At 65.5% G+C, this 19076-nt stretch carries 17 protein-coding genes and 3 tRNA genes; 13 read left to right on the forward strand and 7 right to left on the reverse strand.

Annotated elements, in window-relative coordinates:
* Nucleotides 1-14: 14 nt before the first annotated feature.
* On the reverse strand, nucleotides 15-746 hold the full coding sequence (gene ompR / locus GNX71_RS14795; RefSeq protein WP_007837017.1) for a two-component system response regulator OmpR: 732 nt from the start codon (nucleotides 744-746) through the stop codon (nucleotides 15-17).
* Between ompR and GNX71_RS14800 the strand changes: the two genes are divergently transcribed.
* Nucleotides 738-1277 (forward strand): hypothetical protein, encoded by a 540-nt coding sequence (locus GNX71_RS14800; protein WP_241027273.1) that lies wholly within the window; start codon nucleotides 738-740, stop codon nucleotides 1275-1277. The two genes, ompR and GNX71_RS14800, sit on opposite strands and share 9 nt — an antisense overlap.
* 49 nt (nucleotides 1278-1326) lie before the next feature.
* Nucleotides 1327-2028, forward strand: coding sequence for an SIMPL domain-containing protein (locus GNX71_RS14805; protein ID WP_206179009.1), 702 nt, complete (start codon nucleotides 1327-1329; stop codon nucleotides 2026-2028).
* Nucleotides 2029-2052: 24 nt separating this feature from the next.
* On the opposite strand, the gene GNX71_RS14810 is transcribed toward GNX71_RS14805, so the two are convergent.
* Nucleotides 2053-2823: a 3-hydroxybutyrate dehydrogenase gene (locus GNX71_RS14810; RefSeq protein WP_206179010.1), complete on the reverse strand. Its 771-nt coding sequence runs from the start codon at nucleotides 2821-2823 to the stop codon at nucleotides 2053-2055.
* Between the two features lie 26 nt (nucleotides 2824-2849).
* On the opposite strand from GNX71_RS14810, the gene GNX71_RS14815 reads away from it, so the two are divergent.
* From GNX71_RS14815 to rimO, 6 genes are all read left to right on the forward strand, one after another.
* Nucleotides 2850-3845: an alpha/beta hydrolase gene (locus GNX71_RS14815; protein WP_206179011.1), complete on the forward strand. Its 996-nt coding sequence runs from the start codon at nucleotides 2850-2852 to the stop codon at nucleotides 3843-3845.
* 65 nt (nucleotides 3846-3910) lie between these two features.
* On the forward strand, nucleotides 3911-6100 hold the full coding sequence (locus GNX71_RS14820) for a bifunctional (p)ppGpp synthetase/guanosine-3',5'-bis(diphosphate) 3'-pyrophosphohydrolase (RefSeq protein ID WP_241027320.1): 2190 nt from the start codon (nucleotides 3911-3913) through the stop codon (nucleotides 6098-6100).
* Nucleotides 6101-6148: 48 nt separating this feature from the next.
* Nucleotides 6149-6225 (forward strand) — tRNA-Val (locus GNX71_RS14825).
* A 171-nt stretch (nucleotides 6226-6396) separates the two neighbouring features.
* Nucleotides 6397-6765 carry a hypothetical protein gene (locus GNX71_RS14830; RefSeq protein WP_241027274.1) on the forward strand — a complete coding sequence of 123 codons (369 nt, stop codon included), beginning with the start codon at nucleotides 6397-6399 and terminating at the stop codon, nucleotides 6763-6765.
* Nucleotides 6766-6835: 70 nt separating this feature from the next.
* On the forward strand, nucleotides 6836-7396 hold the full coding sequence (gene phaR, locus GNX71_RS14835) for a polyhydroxyalkanoate synthesis repressor PhaR (RefSeq protein WP_013541748.1): 561 nt from the start codon (nucleotides 6836-6838) through the stop codon (nucleotides 7394-7396).
* 78 nt (nucleotides 7397-7474) lie between these two features.
* A complete protein-coding gene (gene rimO / locus GNX71_RS14840; RefSeq protein ID WP_198787565.1) occupies nucleotides 7475-8881 on the forward strand; it encodes a 30S ribosomal protein S12 methylthiotransferase RimO in 1407 nt (468 codons plus the stop codon).
* 78 nt (nucleotides 8882-8959) lie between these two features.
* On the opposite strand, the gene GNX71_RS14845 is transcribed toward rimO, so the two are convergent.
* Nucleotides 8960-9044, reverse strand: a tRNA-Leu gene (locus GNX71_RS14845).
* Nucleotides 9045-9208: 164 nt separating this feature from the next.
* Nucleotides 9209-9293, reverse strand: a tRNA-Leu gene (locus GNX71_RS14850).
* A gap of 54 nt (nucleotides 9294-9347) precedes the next feature.
* Here GNX71_RS14850 and rnr point away from each other — a divergent pair.
* Together rnr and GNX71_RS14860 are read left to right on the forward strand one after the other, a co-directional pair.
* Complete coding sequence (gene rnr, locus GNX71_RS14855) at nucleotides 9348-11645, forward strand: ribonuclease R (protein ID WP_206179494.1); 2298 nt, start codon at nucleotides 9348-9350, stop codon at nucleotides 11643-11645.
* A 48-nt stretch (nucleotides 11646-11693) separates the two neighbouring features.
* Nucleotides 11694-12461 (forward strand): SDR family oxidoreductase, encoded by a 768-nt coding sequence (locus tag GNX71_RS14860; RefSeq protein WP_176657755.1) that lies wholly within the window; start codon nucleotides 11694-11696, stop codon nucleotides 12459-12461.
* 7 nt (nucleotides 12462-12468) lie between these two features.
* On the opposite strand, the gene GNX71_RS14865 is transcribed toward GNX71_RS14860, so the two are convergent.
* On the reverse strand, nucleotides 12469-13929 hold the full coding sequence (locus GNX71_RS14865) for an NAD(P)H-hydrate dehydratase (protein ID WP_206179013.1): 1461 nt from the start codon (nucleotides 13927-13929) through the stop codon (nucleotides 12469-12471).
* Nucleotides 13930-13959: 30 nt separating this feature from the next.
* Here GNX71_RS14865 and GNX71_RS14870 point away from each other — a divergent pair, with 30 nt between their 5' ends.
* Nucleotides 13960-14388: a hypothetical protein gene (locus tag GNX71_RS14870; protein ID WP_206179014.1), complete on the forward strand. Its 429-nt coding sequence runs from the start codon at nucleotides 13960-13962 to the stop codon at nucleotides 14386-14388.
* Here GNX71_RS14870 and GNX71_RS14875 read toward each other — a convergent pair.
* Both GNX71_RS14875 and GNX71_RS14880 read right to left on the reverse strand, forming a co-directional pair.
* Nucleotides 14378-15631 (reverse strand): D-amino acid dehydrogenase, encoded by a 1254-nt coding sequence (locus tag GNX71_RS14875; RefSeq protein WP_206179015.1) that lies wholly within the window; start codon nucleotides 15629-15631, stop codon nucleotides 14378-14380. The two genes, GNX71_RS14870 and GNX71_RS14875, sit on opposite strands and share 11 nt — an antisense overlap.
* A 53-nt stretch (nucleotides 15632-15684) precedes the next feature.
* Nucleotides 15685-17010, reverse strand: a complete 1326-nt coding sequence (locus GNX71_RS14880) for an amidase (protein ID WP_206179016.1) — start codon at nucleotides 17008-17010, stop codon at nucleotides 15685-15687.
* Nucleotides 17011-17223: 213 nt separating this feature from the next.
* Between GNX71_RS14880 and rpsB the strand changes: the two genes are divergently transcribed.
* Together rpsB and tsf are read left to right on the forward strand one after the other, a co-directional pair.
* Nucleotides 17224-17979, forward strand: coding sequence for a 30S ribosomal protein S2 (gene rpsB / locus GNX71_RS14885; RefSeq protein ID WP_176657750.1), 756 nt, complete (start codon nucleotides 17224-17226; stop codon nucleotides 17977-17979).
* 81 nt (nucleotides 17980-18060) lie between these two features.
* Complete coding sequence (tsf, locus tag GNX71_RS14890) at nucleotides 18061-18984, forward strand: translation elongation factor Ts (protein ID WP_206179017.1); 924 nt, start codon at nucleotides 18061-18063, stop codon at nucleotides 18982-18984.
* The last annotated feature ends 92 nt before the right edge of the window (nucleotides 18985-19076 follow it).

Below are 19076 nucleotides of genomic sequence, written 5' to 3' on the forward strand. Positions count from 1 at the left end.
CTCTCAACGGGGCGTCAGGCCGTGCCGTCCGGCACGAACACGTAGCCCACGCCCCAGACGGTCTGGATGTAGCGCGGCGCCGCGGCGTCCGACTCGACGAGCTTGCGCAGGCGCGAGATCTGCACGTCCAGGCTGCGGTCGAAGGGCTCGAATTCGCGGCCGCGCGCCAGCTGGGCGAGCTTTTCGCGCGACAGCGGCTGGCGCGGATGGCGCACCAGCGCCTTGAGCATCGCGAATTCGCCGGTGGTCAGCGAGAGTTCTTCGCCGTCCTTCTTGAGCGTGCGTGAGCCGAGGTCGAAGGCGAACGGGCCGAAGGTGACGGTCTCGTTCTCGGTCGAGGGCGCGCCGGGCGCCTCGAGCGGCGGACGGCGGCGCAGCACAGCGTGCACGCGCGCCAGCAGTTCGCGGGGGTTGAAGGGCTTGCCGAGGTAGTCGTCGGCGCCGACTTCGAGACCGACGATGCGGTCCACGTCTTCGCCCTTGGCGGTGAGCATGATGATCGGCGTGCGGTCGTTGGCGGCACGAAGGCGGCGGCAGACCGAGAGGCCATCTTCGCCGGGCATCATCAGGTCGAGCACGATCAGGTCGACCGTGTCGCGCAACAGGATGCGGTTGAGCGCCTTGCCGTCCTCGGCCACGATCACTTCGAAACCTTCCTGGGTCAGGTAGCGGCGAAGGAGATCACGGATGCGGGCGTCGTCATCGACGATCACGATCTTGTCAGTGCGAGCGGGAACTTGAGTCATTTCTACAACGTTGAATTTGTAACAGCGCCGATTCTGAAGGCGTTAGCACCCCATCGAGCCAGATTTACTTATGGTTTGACACTAAGTTACAAAACTTGCGGACGCTCGCCCTATGGACATCCGGTGTTCGTCCAGCAGTGGCAAAGTTCCCCTGCCTTCACGACCAACCACTCGATGAGACTTCCTTTTCCCGCACTGCCATTGCTCCTTGCCTGCGCCTGTGGTTCCACATGGGCGGTTTCCGGTGACTTTTTCAGGGTCGGCGAGGTGCGCCGCAGTGAAGTGCGGGATGCAGTGGCCGCCCATCGGGCGGCGCAGCGAGAGGAAATCCGCCGTGAAGAAGCCGTCGCCGGCAGGCGCCTGACCGCCGGGGAGTTGTTCGAGTTGCGGCAGCAGATCCGAGGGCAGTGGATGCCGCCGGGCGTGGGGGCCATGGCGAATTCGGCAGAATCGCAGCCAGCCGAGCGGATCGCGCCGGCACCGATGCCCGCCGCCCGTTCGCTGATCGCGCCGCGCAGCCAGCGCCCCTGAGGGCCCTGGCGCGGGTGTTCCCCGCCATCAATCTAGGGAGTTCCTTGCCTTGAAGAAAATCAAATTGCTCGCTGTTTGCGCCGCCTTGGCCGCCGCCGGTTCCGCGCTGGCCCAGAACGTGGTCACCCCGGCACCGCAGAACGTGCTGCAGCTCACCGCTTCGGGCACGGTCGAGGTCCAGCAGGACCTGCTGAGCATGACGCTCGTGACCACCCGCGACGCGACCGATGCAGCCACCGTGCAGACGCAGCTCAAGGCCGCGCTCGACGCCGCTCTCAACGAAGCCAAGAAGAACGCGCAGCCCGGCCAGCTCGACGTGCGCACCGGCAACTTCAGCCTCTCGCCGCGCTACACGAAGGACGGCAAGATCAACGGCTGGCAGGGTTCGACCGAGCTGGTGCTCGAAGGTCGCGACTTTCCGCGCATCACGCAGACGGCCGGCCGCATCAGCACGCTCAGCGTGGGCAACGTGGGTTTCGGCCTGAGCCGCGAGCAGCGCGCCAAGACCGAGGCCGAAGCGCAGAACATCGCGATCGAGAACTTCAAGCAGAAGGCTAATGAGCTGGCCAAGGGCTTCGGCTTCGGCGGCTACACGCTGCGCGAGGTGTCGGTGAACGCGAATGACGGCGGCCCGCGCCCGCGGGTGATGGCGATGCAGGCCAAGTCGTTTTCGGCCGATTCGGCCGTGCCGGTCGAAGCCGGCAAGACCAGCGTGATCGTGAACGTTTCGGGGTCGGTGCAGCTCAAGTAGGAGGTTGCACCGCTGGGCGGCTCTTTATTGCGCCGTCCAGCCGCCGTCCATTTGCCAGGCTACGCCGCGCACCTGGTCGGCGGCGGGCGAGCACAGGAAGACCGCAAGGCCGCCGAGTTGCTCGACTGTCGTGAACTGCAGCGAGGGCTGCTTCTCTCCCAACAGATCGTTCTGCGCCTGCGTGGCCGAGATGCCTTCGCGGGCCGCGCGGTCGTCGATCTGCTTCTGCACGAGTTGCGTCAGCACCCAGCCGGGGCAGATCGCGTTGCTGGTGATGCCAGTGGTCGCGGTTTCGAGCGCAACCGACTTGGTGAAGCCGACGATGCCGTGTTTTGCTGCCACATAGGCCGACTTCTGCGCCGAGGCGACCAGGCCATGGGCCGATGCGACGTTGATGACGCGGCCCCAGTTGGCCTCGCGCATCGCGGGAATCGCCAGGCGGGTCGTATGAAATGCGCTCGTGAGGTTGATCGCGATGATCGCGTCCCAACGTTCGACCGGGAAGTCCTCGACCTTGGCGACATGCTGGATGCCGGCGTTGTTCACGAGGATGTCGACACGGCCGAACTTCGACGCGGCGAACTTCATCATGTCCTCGATCTCGCCGGGCTTGCTCATGTCGGCGCCGTGGTATTCGGCGCGAACGCCGAGCGCTTCGATCTGGGACCTGGGCGTTTCGGCATCGCCGAAACCGTTGAGCACGATGTGCGCGCCTTGCTGGGCGAGAGCCTTGGCAATGGCGAAGCCAATGCCGCTGGTGGACCCCGTGACAAGCGCGGTTTTGCCTTTGAGCATGAAGATCAATCTCCGGATGAATTAGGATGCAACGAGACCATTATCCGCACCACGACTCCCCCGTTTTCATGACTGAACCGACGCTTCATCACGTGGCATGCGACGACGCCCAGGGCGGCCATCGCATGGCCTATTGGCAATGGGGCGACGAACGCAGCGCGCATGTCGTGGTCTGCGTGCACGGGCTCACCCGGCAAGGGCGCGACTTCGACGTGCTGGCAGGGGCCATCGTGGCGCGCGCGGGTGGCGATGTGCGGGTGATCTGCCCCGACGTCGTGGGGCGCGGGCGCAGCGACTGGCTGCGCGAGCCGGCCTTCTATCAAGTACCTGTCTACGCGGCTGACATGGTGGCGCTGATCGCCCAGCTGCAGCGCGAACAGGCGATCGACACGCTCGACTACTTCGGCACCAGCATGGGCGGGCTGATCGGCTTTGTGCTGGCGGGCCACAAGGAGCTGCCGTTGGCGCGCCCGGTGCGCCACTTCATTGCGAACGATGTGGGCCCGACGATCGAGCCTGTCGCACTGCAGCGCATCGCCGCTTATGTGGGGCAGGGCGGTCGCTACGGCAGCGTGAAGGAAGCGGCCGATGCGATGTGGGCGATCTCGACCAGCTTCGGTCCGCACACGCCGGAGCAATGGCTCGCGCTTTCGCAGCACATGGTGGTGCCCGTATCGCAGCGCACGGCCGATGGGGCCGCCAAGATCGAAGACGGCGATGCCGTTGGCGATGGCCCGTGGCTGTTGCACTACGACCCGGCGATTGCCGTGGCGCTGCGCGCCATCACGCCCGAAGCGGCAGCGCAGGGCGGCGCGATCATGTGGAGCCTGTACGACGCCATCACTGTGCGCACGCTGGTGACGCGCGGGGCGCAATCGGATCTGCTGTCGCGCGAGACGGCACTGGCCATGACGCAGCGCGGCCCGAAGGCGGCGCTGGTCGAGTTCGAGGGTGTGGGCCATGCGCCGACCTTCATCGATCCCGCGCAGGTTGCCGTCGTTACTTCCTTCCTGTTCGATTGATGGGGTGAAGAAGCGTGAAGCGCGAGTCCTCGAGCCTGCAGACGGCACCCTTGTCCGATACCGCCGTGGTCGACTATCCGTTGTCCGCGGCAACGGCCGACCGCACGCCGGTGATCGAGAACATGCTCGCCCGCGCGCGTGCGTTCGCCGAGCCGCTGATCGCCGATGAAAAGCTCGACACCGGCGAGAACACGCTGGCGCATGCGGATGCGGTCGCGGCCATCGTCGCGAAGATGGGCGGCTCCGAGGCGATGCAGGCGGCGAGCTATCTCGTCTATTCGTGCCAGCACCTGAACCGCCCGCAGGAGGTGATCGCCAAGGTGTTCGGCGACAACTTCGCGGCGCTCGCGGTCGAGACCACCAAGCTGGTGCGCGTGCAGGAGCAGGCACGCTCGGCCTCGCAGGGCCATCACATCGAAGGCGCCGGCGCGCAGACCGAGAACGTGCGCAAGATGCTGCTGGCGTTCTCGCGCGATCTGCGCGTCGTGATGCTGCGGCTTGCCTCTCGCCTGCAGACCTTGCGCCATGCGGCGGCGAGCAAGCAGCCGGCGCCCGAGAGCGTGGCGCGCGAGTCGCTGCAGGTGTTTGCGCCGCTGGCCAACCGCCTGGGCATCTGGCAGGTGAAGTGGGAGATCGAGGATCTTTCGTTCCGCTTCATCGAACCTGAAACCTACAAGCTGATTGCGCGCCTGCTCGACGAGAAGCGCATCGAGCGCGAAGGCCACGTCGAGCAATTGCGCTCGCAGCTCGAACAAGAACTGCAGGCCGAAGGCGTGCACGCCACGGTGCAGGGGCGGCCCAAGAACATCTACAGCATCGTCAAGAAGATGCGCGGCAAGTCGCTCGACTTCGCGCAGGTGTTCGACATCCTTGCGCTGCGCGTGGTGGTGGCGGACGTGAAGGACTGCTATGCGGCACTGGCCTGGGTGCACACGCATTTCCAGCCGATCGACGAGGAGTTCGACGACTACATCGCACGGCCCAAGCCGAACGGCTACCAGTCGCTGCACACCGTGGTGCGTGAGCTGGTCGATGGCAAGCCGGGCAAGCCAATCGAGATCCAGATTCGCACCGAAGAGATGCACGATCACGCCGAGCATGGCGTGGCCGCGCACTGGGCCTACAAGGAAGCAGGGCACAAGGGCTATGCGGGCGTCTGGGCGAGCGGCGAGTACGACGCGAAGATCGCGGTGCTGCGCCAACTGCTCGCTTGGGAGCGCGATCTCTCGGGTGGCCTGCAGGGGCAGGGCCTGTTCGACGACCGCATCTATGTGCTCACGCCCGATGCGGCCATCGTCGAACTGCCGCAGGGCGCGACGCCGGTGGACTTTGCCTACACAGTGCACACCACGCTGGGCCATCGCTGCCGCGGTGCGCGTGTCGATGGCGCGATGGTGCCGCTCAACACGCCGCTGTCGAACGGACAGACGGTGGAGATCATTGCGGCCAAGGAAGGCGGCCCGTCGCGCGATTGGCTCAATGCCGAACTGGGTTATCTGGCGAGCCACCGTGCACGCGCCAAGGTGCGCGCGTGGTTCAACGCACAGATCACGCATGAGACCGTCGCACGCGGACGCGAAGCGGTCGAAAAGCTGCTGCAGCGCGAAGGCAAGACGGCCATGCGGCTCGAGGACCTGGCGTCGCAGCTCGGCTTCAAGTCGGCGGACCATCTGTTCGAGGTGGTGGGCAAGGACGAGTTTTCGCTGCGCAACATCGAGACGCTGCTGCGTCCGCCGGAACCGGCACCGAATCCCGACGATGGGGTGCAGATCAAGAAGGCGCGCGGCAGCGAGAAGTCCGGCAAGGGCGGCGTGCTGGTGGTGGGCGTGTCGTCGCTGATGACGCAGCTCGCCAAGTGCTGCAAGCCCGCGCCGCCCGATGCCATCAGCGGCTTCGTGACGCGCGGCCACGGCGTCAGCGTGCATCGCAGCGATTGCAGCAACTTCCGCACGATGGCCACGCGCGATGGCGAGCGCGTGATCGATGTCGAATGGGGCGCGACGAAGAAGGGCGGCGATGCGCCGGTGTACGCGGTCGACGTGGCCGTCGAAGCAGCCGATCGCCAGGGCCTGCTGCGTGACATCTCCGATGTGTTCGCTCGAGAAAAGATGAACGTGATCGGGGTGCAGACGCAGTCGGTGAAGGGCACGGCGTGGATGACGTTCACCGTGGAAATCGCCGATGCGGCACGGCTGACGCAGGTGCTCGGCATCGTCACTGCAGTTGTTGGTGTGCGATCTGCACGTCGTCGCTGAAAAGCGTGTTTTCTCCTGCTACAATAGCTGCTTCTCGGACACATCCTTAGGCGCGTAGCTCAGCTGGTTAGAGCACCACCTTGACATGGTGGGGGTCGTTGGTTCGAGTCCAATCGCGCCTACCAATTTCTGTTCCAACTTCCGGCCAACCACCGGGTCTGTTGAACAGAGCTTTCACCGGGTTCCCCGGTGTTTCAATCGTCCCTTGTGGTGATGCAGAAAAAGACCATGGCCATCTTGTTGTGCTACCTTGGCCGCTCTGCAATCCCATCCCCAATTTCTTGACAAGCGATCCGATGAATACGCGATCAGCGCTGGTTGATCGGGCTCATGCCGACATGCGCGTTGCTGCGCTGTTGCGCCAGGCGCCCATCGAGTTTGCGCGCGCGGTCTATGGCATCAACGACCATGCGGGCGGCCGCACCGACACCATGGCAGCGCGCGAAGTGGCGCGAGCCCTCCGACAAGGCGTGGCGGTGACCGAAGAGCGCGCCGAACAGCGTGCTCGCGCTTATCTGCCGACCGTCGGGCAGGAGCACTGCCCGCGTTGCTGGGTGGTCTATGGTCACAAGAGCCCGCTTCGCTTTCGCGAGACGACCGAAGAGCGCCCCGAAACAGCCGCCTGCCACGCATGCGGTGCCGAGTACGCGACATCGCGGGGCTGAAGTGCAGCGCGCGGTCAGGGTAAACCTTGTCGCGATGCAGCAAAACCGCTCCCTAGAATCGTCCGATGACATGGGCGTCCATGTGAAGGAGTCCGCAGTGCAGAGCAAGAAGTCCGGGGTCAAGCCGGTACAGCGTGTGATCAAGAAGTACCCCAACCGAAGGCTCTACGACACCGAGACATCCACGTACATCACGCTGACCGAGGTGAAGCAGCTGGTCATCCAGAATGCCCAGTTCGTGGTGCGCGATGCCAAGACCGGCGACGACCTCACGCGCAGCATCCTGCTGCAGATCATCCTGGAAGAAGAGGCGGGCGGGGCGCCGATGTTCACCGAGCAGGTGCTGGCCAACATCATCCGTTTCTACGGCCAGGCGATGCAGGGCTACATGGGGCCGTACCTCGAGAAGAACATCCAGGCCATGACTGAAGTGCAGGCCCAACTCGCCGACAAGGCCGAGGGGCTGACGCCCGAGATGTGGTCGAAATTCATGACGATGCAGTCGCCGATGCTCCAGGGCCTCATGGGCAATTACGTCGAGCAATCCAAGAACGTCTTCCTGCAGATGCAGGAGCAGATGCAGAAAAATACCGAGCAGGTTCTGGGGGCCTTTGGCATCAAGCGTCCCTGAGCGCCTCCGGGCCGCGCGAAGGCGGGGCTTGCCCAATGATTGCCCGGCTGTCACCGATAGCTGGGACAATAGAGGGATATGAGCGAAGTTGCCTCCCCCGAACGAACGACCACGTCGACCGCCCCCAAGGTCGGTTTTGTGAGCCTGGGCTGCCCCAAGGCCCTGACAGATTCCGAACTGATCCTGACCCGGCTGAGCGCAGAGGGTTACCAGACCTCCAAGACTTTCGAAGGTGCCGATCTGGTGATCGTCAACACCTGCGGCTTCATCGACGATGCCGTGAAGGAGAGCCTGGACACCATCGGTGAAGCGCTGGCCGAGAACGGCCGCGTGATCGTCACCGGCTGCTTGGGCGCCAAGACCGGCGACCAGGGCGGCAACCTGGTGCGCCAGATGCACCCGAGTGTGCTGGCTGTGACCGGACCCCACGCCACGCAGGAAGTGATGGATGCGGTGCATGCCAACCTGCCCAAGCCGCACGATCCCTTCATCGACCTGGTGCCGAACAATTTCGGCATCGCCGGCCTCAAGCTGACACCGCGCCACTATGCATACCTGAAGATCAGCGAAGGCTGCAACCACCGCTGCACCTTCTGCATCATCCCGTCGATGCGCGGCGACCTCGTGTCGCGGCCCGTGGGCGATGTGCTCGGCGAGGCCAAGGCCCTGTTCGAAGGTGGCGTGAAGGAACTGCTGGTGATCAGCCAGGACACTTCCGCCTACGGCGTCGACGTGAAGTACCGCACCGGCTTCTGGGACGGCAAGCCGGTCAAGACCCGCATGCTCGAGCTGGTGCGTACGCTCGGTGAAATCGCCGAGCCTTACGGTGCCTGGGTCCGCTTGCACTATGTGTACCCGTACCCGAGCGTGGACGAGATCATCCCGTTGATGGCGAGCGGCCAGGTGTTGCCTTACCTCGACGTGCCGCTGCAGCACAGCCATCCCGATGTGCTCAAGCGCATGAAGCGTCCGGCCAGTGGCGAGAAGAACCTGGAGCGGCTCGCGCGTTGGCGCGAGGTGTGCCCGGAACTCGTGATCCGCAGCACTTTCATCGCCGGCTTCCCCGGCGAGACGGAGCAGGAGTTCGAGCATCTGCTCGACTTCATCCGCGAGGCCGAGATCGACCGCGCCGGTTGCTTTGCCTACAGCCCGGTCGAAGGCGCGACCGCCAACGACATCCCGGGCATGCTGCCCGAGGCCGAGCGCGAAGCGCGTCGCGCCCGCTTCATGGAAGTGGCCGAAGCCGTGTCGATCGCCAAGCTGCAGCGCCGCATCGGCGCAACGATGCAGGTGCTGGTCGATTCCGCGCCGGGCATGGGGCGCAAGGGCGGCGTGGGGCGCACCTACGCCGATGCGCCGGAGATCGACGGCACCGTGCGGCTGCTGCCGCCCGAGAAGATCAGCAAGACGCTGAAGGTCGGTGAGTTCACTCGCGCGCGCATCGTCGGCGCCGAGGGCCATGACCTGATCGCATTGCCGATTTGATGATTCGAACAGGCAAGAAAAAAGCCACCGGATGCCGGTGGCTTCATTCGAAAGACCTGGTAGGGGTCTGCTTGATTTTGGTGCCCAGAAGAGGACTCGAACCTCCACGATGTTACTCGCTAGTACCTGAAACTAGTGCGTCTACCAATTCCGCCATCTGGGCATTTCAGGAAAGCCCACGAGTATATCAAATCGAACGCAGCAATTTCGTTGCGACGAAGGAATTCGTGGGTTCTTCGATGCCGGCTCGAACGCGAGCAGGCAAGAAAAAAGCCACCGGAGACCGGTGGCTTGAATCGAAAGACCCGGTGAGGGTCTGTTTAAACTTGGTGCCCAGAAGAGGACTCGAACCTCCACGATGTTACTCGCTAGTACCTGAAACTAGTGCGTCTACCAATTCCGCCATCTGGGCCCACATACCTGCAAAAGCAAGTACGTTTTGAATTTCAGGAAAGAAGGAGATCATATCAAAAATAATGTCAATTCCAGCGGCTTGCTGGACGAATTCGAAGGCACTGTTCAAGGACATCGCGACGGTCACGGCTTCGTGCAACGCGATGACGGCGAGGCAGACATCTACCTGCCCCCGAACGAGATGCGCGCGGTGTTGCACAAGGATCGCGTCAAGGCGCGCGTCGTGCGGCAGGACCGCCGCGGTCGTCCCGAAGGACGCGTGGTCGAGATCGTCGAGCGTCCCGAGCAGCCGATCATCGGCCGCCTGTTGCATGAAGGCGGCATCTGGCTCGTAGCCCCTGAAGACAAGCGCTATGGGCAGGACGTCCTGATTCCCAAGGGCGCGACCGGCCCTGCCAAGGTGGGCCAGGTGGTCGTGGTGCAGCTCACCGAGCCGCCGGCCCTGTTCGGTCAGCCCGTGGGCCGCGTGAGAGAAGTGCTGGGCGAGATCGACGACCCTGGCATGGAGATCGAGATCGCCGTGCGCAAGTACGGCGTGCCGCACGAGTTTTCCGCGGAATGCCTGGCCGAGGCCAAGGCCTTGCCCGAGAAGGTCCGCCCCGCCGACAAGAAGGGCCGCGTCGACCTCACCGACATCCCGCTCGTCACCATCGACGGCGAAGACGCCCGCGACTTCGACGATGCCGTGTACTGCGAGCCCGCCAAGGTGGGCCGCGGCAAGGGCTGGCGCCTGCTGGTCGCGATCGCCGACGTCAGCGCCTATGTGCAGACCGGCTCGGCGATCGACATCGACGCCTACGATCGCGCCACCAGCGTCTACTTTCCGCGCCGCGTCATCCCGATGCTGCCCGAGAAGCTGTCGAACGGCCTGTGCTCGCTGAACCCCGAGGTCGAGCGCCTGTGCATGGTGTGCGACATGCTCGTGGCCGCCGATGGCGAGATCTACGCGTACCAGTTCTACCCGGCCGTGATGTTCAGCCATGCGCGCTTCACGTACACCGAAGTGGCCGCGATCCTGGGCAACACGCGTGGCCCGGAAGCTGCGAAACGCAAGGACCGCGTCAAGGACCTGCTGAACCTCGCCGATGTCTACAAGGCGCTGCTCAAGCAGCGCGGCAAGCGCGGTGCGGTCGACTTCGAAACCACCGAGACGCAGATCATCTGCGACGACGCCGGCCGCATCGAGAAGATCGTGCCGCGCACGCGCAACGAAGCGCACCGCCTCATCGAAGAAGCGATGCTCGCGGCCAACGTCTGCAGCGCCGACTTCATCGCCGAAGGCAAGCATCCGGGCCTGTTCCGCGTGCATGAAGGCCCGACGCCGGAGAAGAAAGAGATCCTGCGCGGCTACCTCAAGGCCATGGGCGTGGGCCTCACGATCACCGACGATCCGAAGCCGGGTGAGTTCCAGGCGATTGCCGAAGCCACCAAGGAGCGCCCCGACGCGCAGCAGATCCACACCATGCTGCTGCGCTCGATGCAGCAGGCGATCTACACGCCGTTCAACAGCGGCCACTTCGGCCTGGCCTACGAGGCGTACACGCATTTCACCAGCCCGATCCGTCGCTACCCCGACCTGCTGGTGCACCGCGTGATCAAGGCGATCCTCACCAAGACGCGCTACCAGCTGCCGATGCTGCCGACTCCGGGCGAGGCGCATGCCAAGCTGGCCAAGCGGCTCGCCTCGCGCGTGAAGGCGCCGACGAGCAAGCCGCAGAAGGCGACCATTGCGCCTACCAAGGAAGTGCTGGCGTGGGAAGCCGCGGGCCTGCATTGCAGTGCCAACGAACGCCGCGCCGACGAAGCCAGCCGCGACGTCGAGGCCTGGCTCAAGTGCAAGTACATGCGCGAGCACCTGGGCGAGGAATACGGCGGTGTGGTCACTGCGGCCACCACCTTCGGCATCTTCGTCACGCTCGATGCGATGTACGTCGAGGGCCTGGTGCACATCACCGAGCTCGGCGGCGAATACTTCAAGTTCGACGAGATGCGCCAAGAGCTGCGCGGCGAGCGCACCGGCATTCGCTATGCCATCGGCACGCGGGTGCGGGTGCAGGTGAGCCGCGTCGACCTGGACGGCCGCAAGATCGACTTCCGCCTCGTGCGCGAAGGCGAGGACCTCACGGCACGCGCCATGAAGGACAAGGGTGCCGCATCCGGCGGCGTGCCGGTCAAGGCATCGGCCAAGCGCGGTTCGCGCCACAAGGCAGAGGCGGCCACCAGCGATCAGCGGGCGGAGCGCAGCACGGCTGCCGTTGCCGCCGGGCCGCAGTCGGCGATGCAGGCCTTCAAGTCGGCGGTCAAGAAGGCCGCCAACAAGATGAAGGGGCGCAAACCCCGCCGCGGATGACCCCCATAAAACCGATACGACAGACAAGCCGAGAAGGAGACATTGAGCATGAGCGTTGAAAGCAACAACAAGGGCCGCATCGCGATCGTCACCGGTGCGGGCACCGGCATCGGCCGGGCCGCCGCGCTGGCGCTGCTGGGCGATGGCTGGAGCGTGGTCCTTGCGGGCCGCCGCCTCGAGCCGCTGGAGCAGGTGGCCGAGGAGTCGGGCGCCGGTGCGCGCGCCTTCGCGGTGCCGACCGATGTGTCGAATGCGGAGTCGGTGCAGTCGCTGTTCGCCGCCACGGTGGAGCGCTACGGCCGCGTCGACCTGCTGTTCAACAACGCCGGCGTGGGCAATCCGCCGGGTCCGTTCGAGGACTGGACGCCCGCGCAGTGGCAGGGCGTGGTCGACATCAACCTCACCGGCATGTTCTTCTGCATCCAGCAGGCCTTCCGCACGATGAAGGCTCAGGTGCCGATGGGCGGCCGCATCATCAACAACGGCTCCATCTCGGCCACCGCGCCGCGTCCGAACTCGATTGCATACACCGCAACCAAGCATGCGGTGGAAGGTCTGACCAAGACCGCGTCGCTCGATGGCCGCAAGTACGACATCGCCGTGGGCCAGGTCGACGTGGGCAATGCGATGACCGAGCTGGCTGCGCGCATGGCCAAGGGCGTGCCGCAGGCAAACGGCGAACTCGCGATCGAGCCGCTGATCGACGTCAAGATCGTGGGCCAGTCGGTGCTCTACATGGCGAACCTGCCGCTGGAAGCCAACGTGCTGTTCCACACGATCATGGCGACGAAGATGCCCTTCGTCGGACGCGGCTAGAGCGTCTTCAGACCGGCGCCTGGCGTGCCAGCGTGCCGGCCGTGAGTGGAGCCGCATCGGCCGGCCAGGTGTCGGCGATCTGGCCGTGCCGCCAGACGGCGTCGCATGCCGCCTCAAAGGCCGGTCGCTGTGCTGCGAGCGCGGCGCCGATCATGCCGGCCAGTACATCGCCGGTGCCGGCCGTTGCGAGCCGCGCATTGCCCGTGAGATTGAGAACGCGCGCGGCGCTGCTGTCGTCGGCGATCACCGTCCCCGATCCCTTGAGCACGGCGATGACGCCGAAGCGCGACGCGAGCTGGCGTGCCGCTGCCAGCCGGTCGGCTTGAATGTCGCCGGCTGTGCAGCCCAGGAGGCGCGCTGCTTCCAGCGGATGGGGCGTGATCACGGTCGGTCTTCCGCGCCCGGCGCGTGATGCCAGTTGCGTTTGCAGCGCGCTGTCGGTCGCGATGGCGTTGAGCGCGTCGGCATCGAGCACCAGTGCAGCCGCCGTCGCCAGCACGCGCGGCAGTACCGAGCGAACGTCCGTGCCACCGCCGCAGCCACAGACTGCGGTCATGCCTGTGAGGTCGAGCTCGTTGGCGTCCCGGAGCATCAGCTCGGGTTGTGCCGTATCCACCGGTGCGGCGCTTGGATCGAGCAGCCCGACGAACACTCGGCCAGCACCCGCATGCAGCGCGGCCGAACCAGCCAGCAACGCGGCGCCCGCCATGCCCGAGGCCCCTCCGATCACTGCGACATCGCCGTAGCTGCCCTTGTGCGATGCGTGGGTGCGCGGCCGCACTTTGGGGGCGCCTGGCAGGCGCGCGGTCGGCGGTTCGGCGGTGCCGCCGCAGCCCAGGTCGTCGAACCACACCGTGCCCGCCGCATCGCGGCCATGCGCGGTGAAGAGGCCGGGCTTCAGGGTCAGGAAGGTCACGCAGAAGCGGGCCGTGTCCGCATGGGCTCCGGTGCTGCCCGACAACACGCCCGTGTCCGCGTTCAGTGCGGAGGGCACATCGACGCTGAGCACCGGCTGGCCCTTTGCATCCATCTCGCGCAGCCACTCGGCCATGACGCCCTCGGGCGGCCGGGTCGATCCGATGCCGAGCAGCGCATCGATCGCCAGCTCGTATTCGGCGGGCGGCTTCTGCGCAAAGATGACGCTGGCGTCGCGGGCGCGCTGCAGCGATGCCTTCGCGTCGGGCGGCAGCCTGTTCTCGTCGCCCAGGAAGGTGACGATTGGCATGAAGCCCCGGTGCTGCAGTTGCGCCGCGGCTTCGAAGCCGTCGCCGCCGTTGTTGCCCGGCCCGCAGGCGATCCAGATCGTGCGCGCATGCGGCGCGATCGCCATCGCGAGCCGCGCCACGGCGAGGCCGGCGCGCTGCATCAACGTGTGGGCGGGCAGGGCGGCGGCTGCGGCCTGCTCGATGCGGCGCGTTGCCGCGATGTCGAACAGGTCGGCGACGGTGGCGGAGGTGATGCGGTGCATCGAGCCATTTTGCCGCCCTATGATTGCCCGATGAAGCTCAAGAGCCTTGGCTGGCTGCTGGTCCTGCTGCTTGCGGGGATCGTCTTTTTCCTGGCCGCGACGATGGCGTGGATCGCTGGCATGGTGTGGTCGCTCGGCTTGCTGGGCCTCGTGTGGGGCACTTTCCTGCTGGCCGAGGTGAAGCGCTGGGTACCGCTGCGCGATCTGGCCTGGGTCGCAGGTGTCGCCTATGGCGTCGGCGTGATCCGCTGGTTCGATTTGCCGGTCGAGGGGCTTTCCTTCACGCAGCGTTGGCTGATGATGGGTGCCGATCTGCTGTGCCTTGTCTTCTTTGCATTCGTGGCGCCCGCGCTGTTGGCGTGGGTCGCCCAGAAGCTCAGGCCGGCAGCGCAGCCCGAGCTGCCGGTAGAACAGCCGCCGAGTCCCGAAGTGCTGCGGCGGTGGGGTCCTAAAGACTGAGCCGTTCGACGCCCAGGCCTTCGAGATCGACGCCCGGGTCGCGTCCGCCGATCAGGTCGCCCAGCACGCGCGCGCTGCCACACGACAGCGCCCAGCCACTCGAGCCGTGGCCGAGGTTGAGCCACACGCCGGGGATGCCGCTGGCGCCCAGCACCGGCGGGCCGTCGGGAAGCATCGGCCGTGCGCCTTTCCATTGCTGCACGCCCGATTGCAGCGTGGCCGCACCTGGAAACCAGTCGTGCAGCACCTTGTAGAGCGTCTGGATCGCGGCCGGATTCATCGTGTCGAGCGAGCCGCCGATCTCGGCGCTGCCGGCCACGCGCACGCGCTGGCCCAGGCGCGAGATGGCGACCTTGTAGCGCTCGTCCATCACCGCGCTGCGCGGCGCATTGAGCGGCTCGCGCACCGGCGCGCTGACCGAGTGGCCGTAGACCGGTGCGAGCGGAATCCGCAGGCCCAGCGGGCGCAGCAGTGTGGCCGAGGCCAGGCCGGCGCACACGATCACCGCGTCGAAGCGCAGCGCCTCCGAGCCGCTGGCGAGCGACAGCGAAGTGGGCGCCGCGCGGCTGAGCGGTGCGATGTCGCAGTTGAAATGAAACTGCGCGCCGAGCGCCTCGGCCTCCCACTTGAGCAGCAGCGCGAACTGGCGGCAGTTGGCGACCTCGTCTTCCGGCAGGTGAATGGCGCCTGCCAGTGGCGTGTCGGTGTTGAGCGCGGGTTCGATCCGGCGGGCCTCGTCGGCATCGACTTCGCGAAACACGCTGCCGGCCGTGCGCAGCACTTCGAGGCCGGGCTGGATCAGCTTTTTGTCGCGCTTGGAACGCAGCAGCACGAGGTAGCCGTCGCTGCGCTCGTAGCTGAGCTCGCGCGCTTCGGTCACCTCGTGCAGCCGGGTGCGGCTGTAGAAAGCGAGGCGCTGCATGCGGGCGCGGTTGGCGAGGTAGGTCTCGAGCTTGCAGGCCTTCTGCCAGCGCGACATCCAGCCGAGGTCGCGTGCGCCCAGCGGCCAGCGCAGCTTGATGGCGCCGTGCGAGGAGAGCAGCGAGCGCAGCACCTTCATGCGCATGCCCGGCGCGGCCCACGGGGTGACGTAGCCCGGCGCGACGACGCCGGCGTTGGCGAAGCTCGCTTCTTCGGCCGCGGCGCCGCGGCGCTCGAACACGGTCACTTCATGGCCGTCGGAGACCAGTTCCCAGGCGGTGGTGACGCCGATGATGCCGGCGCCCACGATCGCGATTTTCATTGATGTTTCAGAGGTAAGAGAGACGGCTGACGCCCGTGAAGAGGCGTGGACAGCTATTGGTTTTGCAGCGCCCGCTCCGCCTGCAGGGCGATGGCGAGCACGGCGTCATCATGCAGCGCGGCGTGCCACAGCATCAGACCGACCGGCAATTCGCCGGCGGCGTGGCAGGGCAACGAGATGGCGCAGCCGTCGAGCATGTTGACGATCGACGGGTTGCGCAGCAGCAGCGCATTGACGCGGAAGAATTCGTCGTCGCGCTCGGCGCCCGGCGCGACGCTGGCGATGGATGGCGCGGTGATGGGCACGGTCGGCGAGAGCGCCGCGTCGAAGGGCGCAAGCGCCGTTTCGACGCGGGTGATCCAGGCGCGGCGGGCGTTGAGCAGGTCGATGTACTCGTGCGCCTTCATCGTGGCGCCGCGCAGGATTCGCTGGGCCACGCGCGGGTCGTAGCCTGCGCCGCTGCGCTCCAGCAGCAGGCGGTGCCAGGCATGGGACTCGGCCGCGGAAAAGCCGCCGGTGGCATTGATGGATTGCAGCTCGGCCAACTCGGGCAGTTCGATTTCCTCGATGCGGGCGCCTGCGGCGCGAAGCGTTTTCAGCGTGCGCTCGAAGGCGGTGGCCACGACGGGCTCGATGCCGTCGAAGAAGACGTTCTTCACAATGGCCAGCTTGTAGGCGGCGAGTGGGGCCGTACCGGCCGTCACGCGCCGCGCCGCGAGGATCTCGTGCGCGGTGATCGCATCGCGCACAGAGCGCGTCATGGCGCAGACGGTATCGAGCGTGGTCGACAGCGGCAGCGCGCCGTCGGCCGGCACCAGGCGGGCCGTGTTCTTGAAGCCGACGATGCCGTTCAGTGCGGCGGGGATGCGGATCGAGCCACCCGTGTCGGAGCCCAGTCCGATGAAGGCGGCGCCGCTGGCCACCGAGATCGCCGCGCCCGAGGAGGAGCCGCCCGGGATGCGCGGGGTGGCCTTGTCGCTCACGTTGGCCGGCGTACCGTGATGCGGATTGACGCCCACGCCCGAGAAGGCGAACTCGCTCATGTTGGTGCGGCCCGTGAGCACGCCACCCGCAGCATGGAGCCGTGCCACCGCGACGGCGTCCGCCTTGGCGGCCGGTGCATGGGACAGGACGACGGACCCCGCGGGCGTCGGTTGGCCTGCGATGTCGAACAGGTCCTTCGAAGTGAAGGCGAGTCCGGCGAGCCGGCTTTCGGGATTCGCCTTGGCGGCGTCCCGGCGGGCCTCGTCGAACATCGTGCGGGTGAAAACGTGGGCGCAGGCCGGGGACTGGGAGATTTCGATGGCGCGCTCCATTTCGGTGCGTGCATCGGAGCCACCTGCCTGAAGGGTGAGACGGGCGGCGTGAAGGTCGTTCATGGGTGGCTGCGGGTGCCGTGGGCGGCTCGGTTTCAAGGGGGAAAGACGGGCTGCGGCCGTGCTATACTCTTTGGGTTTCGCTGGTCGAGCGACGGCTCCCGTTGCATCCAGTCAAACACATCCGCAAACCAGCCCAATCAAGGTGTTGTGACTCCATTCGAAAGGAGCACAAAACGGGCTGGATTTTAGACCCAACCTTTGGAGTAATTTCTAATGTCTACCACCATGCGCGAAATGCTGGAAGCCGGTGTCCATTTCGGTCACCAAACCCGCTTCTGGAACCCCAAGATGGCTCCGTTCATCTTCGGCCATCGCAACAAGATTCACATCATCAACCTGGAAAAGTCGCTCCCGATGTTCCAGGACGCGATGAAGTACGCCAAGCAACTCACGGCCAACCGCGGCACGATCCTGATGGTCGGCACGAAGCGACAGGCCCGTGAAATCGTCGCCGCGGAAGCCCGCCGCGCCGGCGTGCCTTTCGTCGACACCCGCTGGCTCGGCGGCATGCTGACCAACTTCAAGACCGTCAAGACCTCGATCAAGCGTCTGAAGGACATGAAGGCCCAGCAAGAAGCCGGCCTCGACAGCCTGAGCAAGAAGGAGCAGCTGACCTTCTCGCGCGAAATCGCGAAGCTCGAAAAGGACATCGGCGGCATCCAGGACATGGCTGCATTGCCTGATGCCATCTTCGTGATCGACGTGGGCTTCCACAAGATCGCTGTGGCCGAAGCCAAGAAGCTCGGCATTCCGCTGATCGGCGTGGTGGACTCCAACCACTCGCCCGAAGGCATCGACTACGTGATCCCTGGCAACGACGACTCGTCCAAGGCCGTCACGCTGTACGCACGCGGCATCGCTGACGCGATCATCGAAGGCCGCAACAGCGCCACCGGTGACGTGGTCAAGGCCATCGCCGAAGGCAGCAGCGACGAATTCGTCGAAGTCGAAGAAAGCGCTTCGGCCTGATTGACGCTTTCGCGAGCCTGAAGAAGGGGCTTTGGTGCCCCTTTTTTTTAACCTGATTTTTGGATTTACGGAGATACAACAATGGCTGCAATCACCGCAAGCATGGTCGGCGAACTGCGCGCAAAGACCGACGCGCCGATGATGGAATGCAAGAAGGCCCTGACCGAGGCCGACGGCAACATGGAAAAGGCCGAAGAGCTGCTGCGCATCAAGCTCGGCAACAAGGCTGGCAAGGCATCGGGCCGCATCACGGCTGAGGGCGTGGTCACGGCTTTCGTCGACGGCGCTGCCGGCGGCATGATCGAGATCAATTGCGAAACCGACTTCGTCACCAAGAACGACAGCTTCCTGGCCCTGGCCAACGCTGCCGCGATGCTGGTCGCCAAGAACAATCCCGCCGACATCGCCGCGCTGGGTGCGCTGCCCTACGAGCAGGACGGTTTCGGCCCCACGCTCGAAGACGTGCGCAAGGGCCTGATCGGCAAGATCGGCGAGAACATGAGCTTCCGCCGCTTCAAGCATTTCACGGGCAATGGCAAGCTGGCTTCGTACCTGCACGGCACGCGCATCGGCGTGATGGTCGAGTTCGAGGGCGACGACACGTCGGCCAAGGACGTCGCGATGCACATCGCCGCCATGAAGCCGGTCGCCATCCAGGCATCGGACGTGCCCGCCGACCTGATCGAAAAAGAGCGCGCCGTTGCCGCAGGCAAGGCCGAAGAAGACCGCAAGACGGCCGAAGCCGAAGGCAAGAAGCCGCAGCCGGCCGACATCGTTGCCAAGCGCATCGAAGGCGGCGTGCAGAAGTACTTGAAGGAAGTCTCGCTGCACAACCAGCCGTTCGTGAAGAACGACAAGCAGACCGTCGAGCAGATGCTCAAGGCCGCCAACACCTCGATCAAGGGCTTCACGCTGTACGTGGTCGGCGAAGGCATCGAGAAGAAGGTCGACGACTTCGCCGCCGAAGTGGCCGCGCAAGTCGCAGCAGCCAAGGCTGCTGCTTAAGCCATAAGGCTTCCAACGACGGCGCGTGCTCGCGTGCCGTCGTTTTTTCATCGCTACGTTTTACACTCGTCACCGCCAACCCCAAAGGAAAT

Source organism: Variovorax sp. RKNM96 (genome assembly GCF_017161115.1).
Taxonomy (GTDB): domain Bacteria; phylum Pseudomonadota; class Gammaproteobacteria; order Burkholderiales; family Burkholderiaceae_C; genus Variovorax.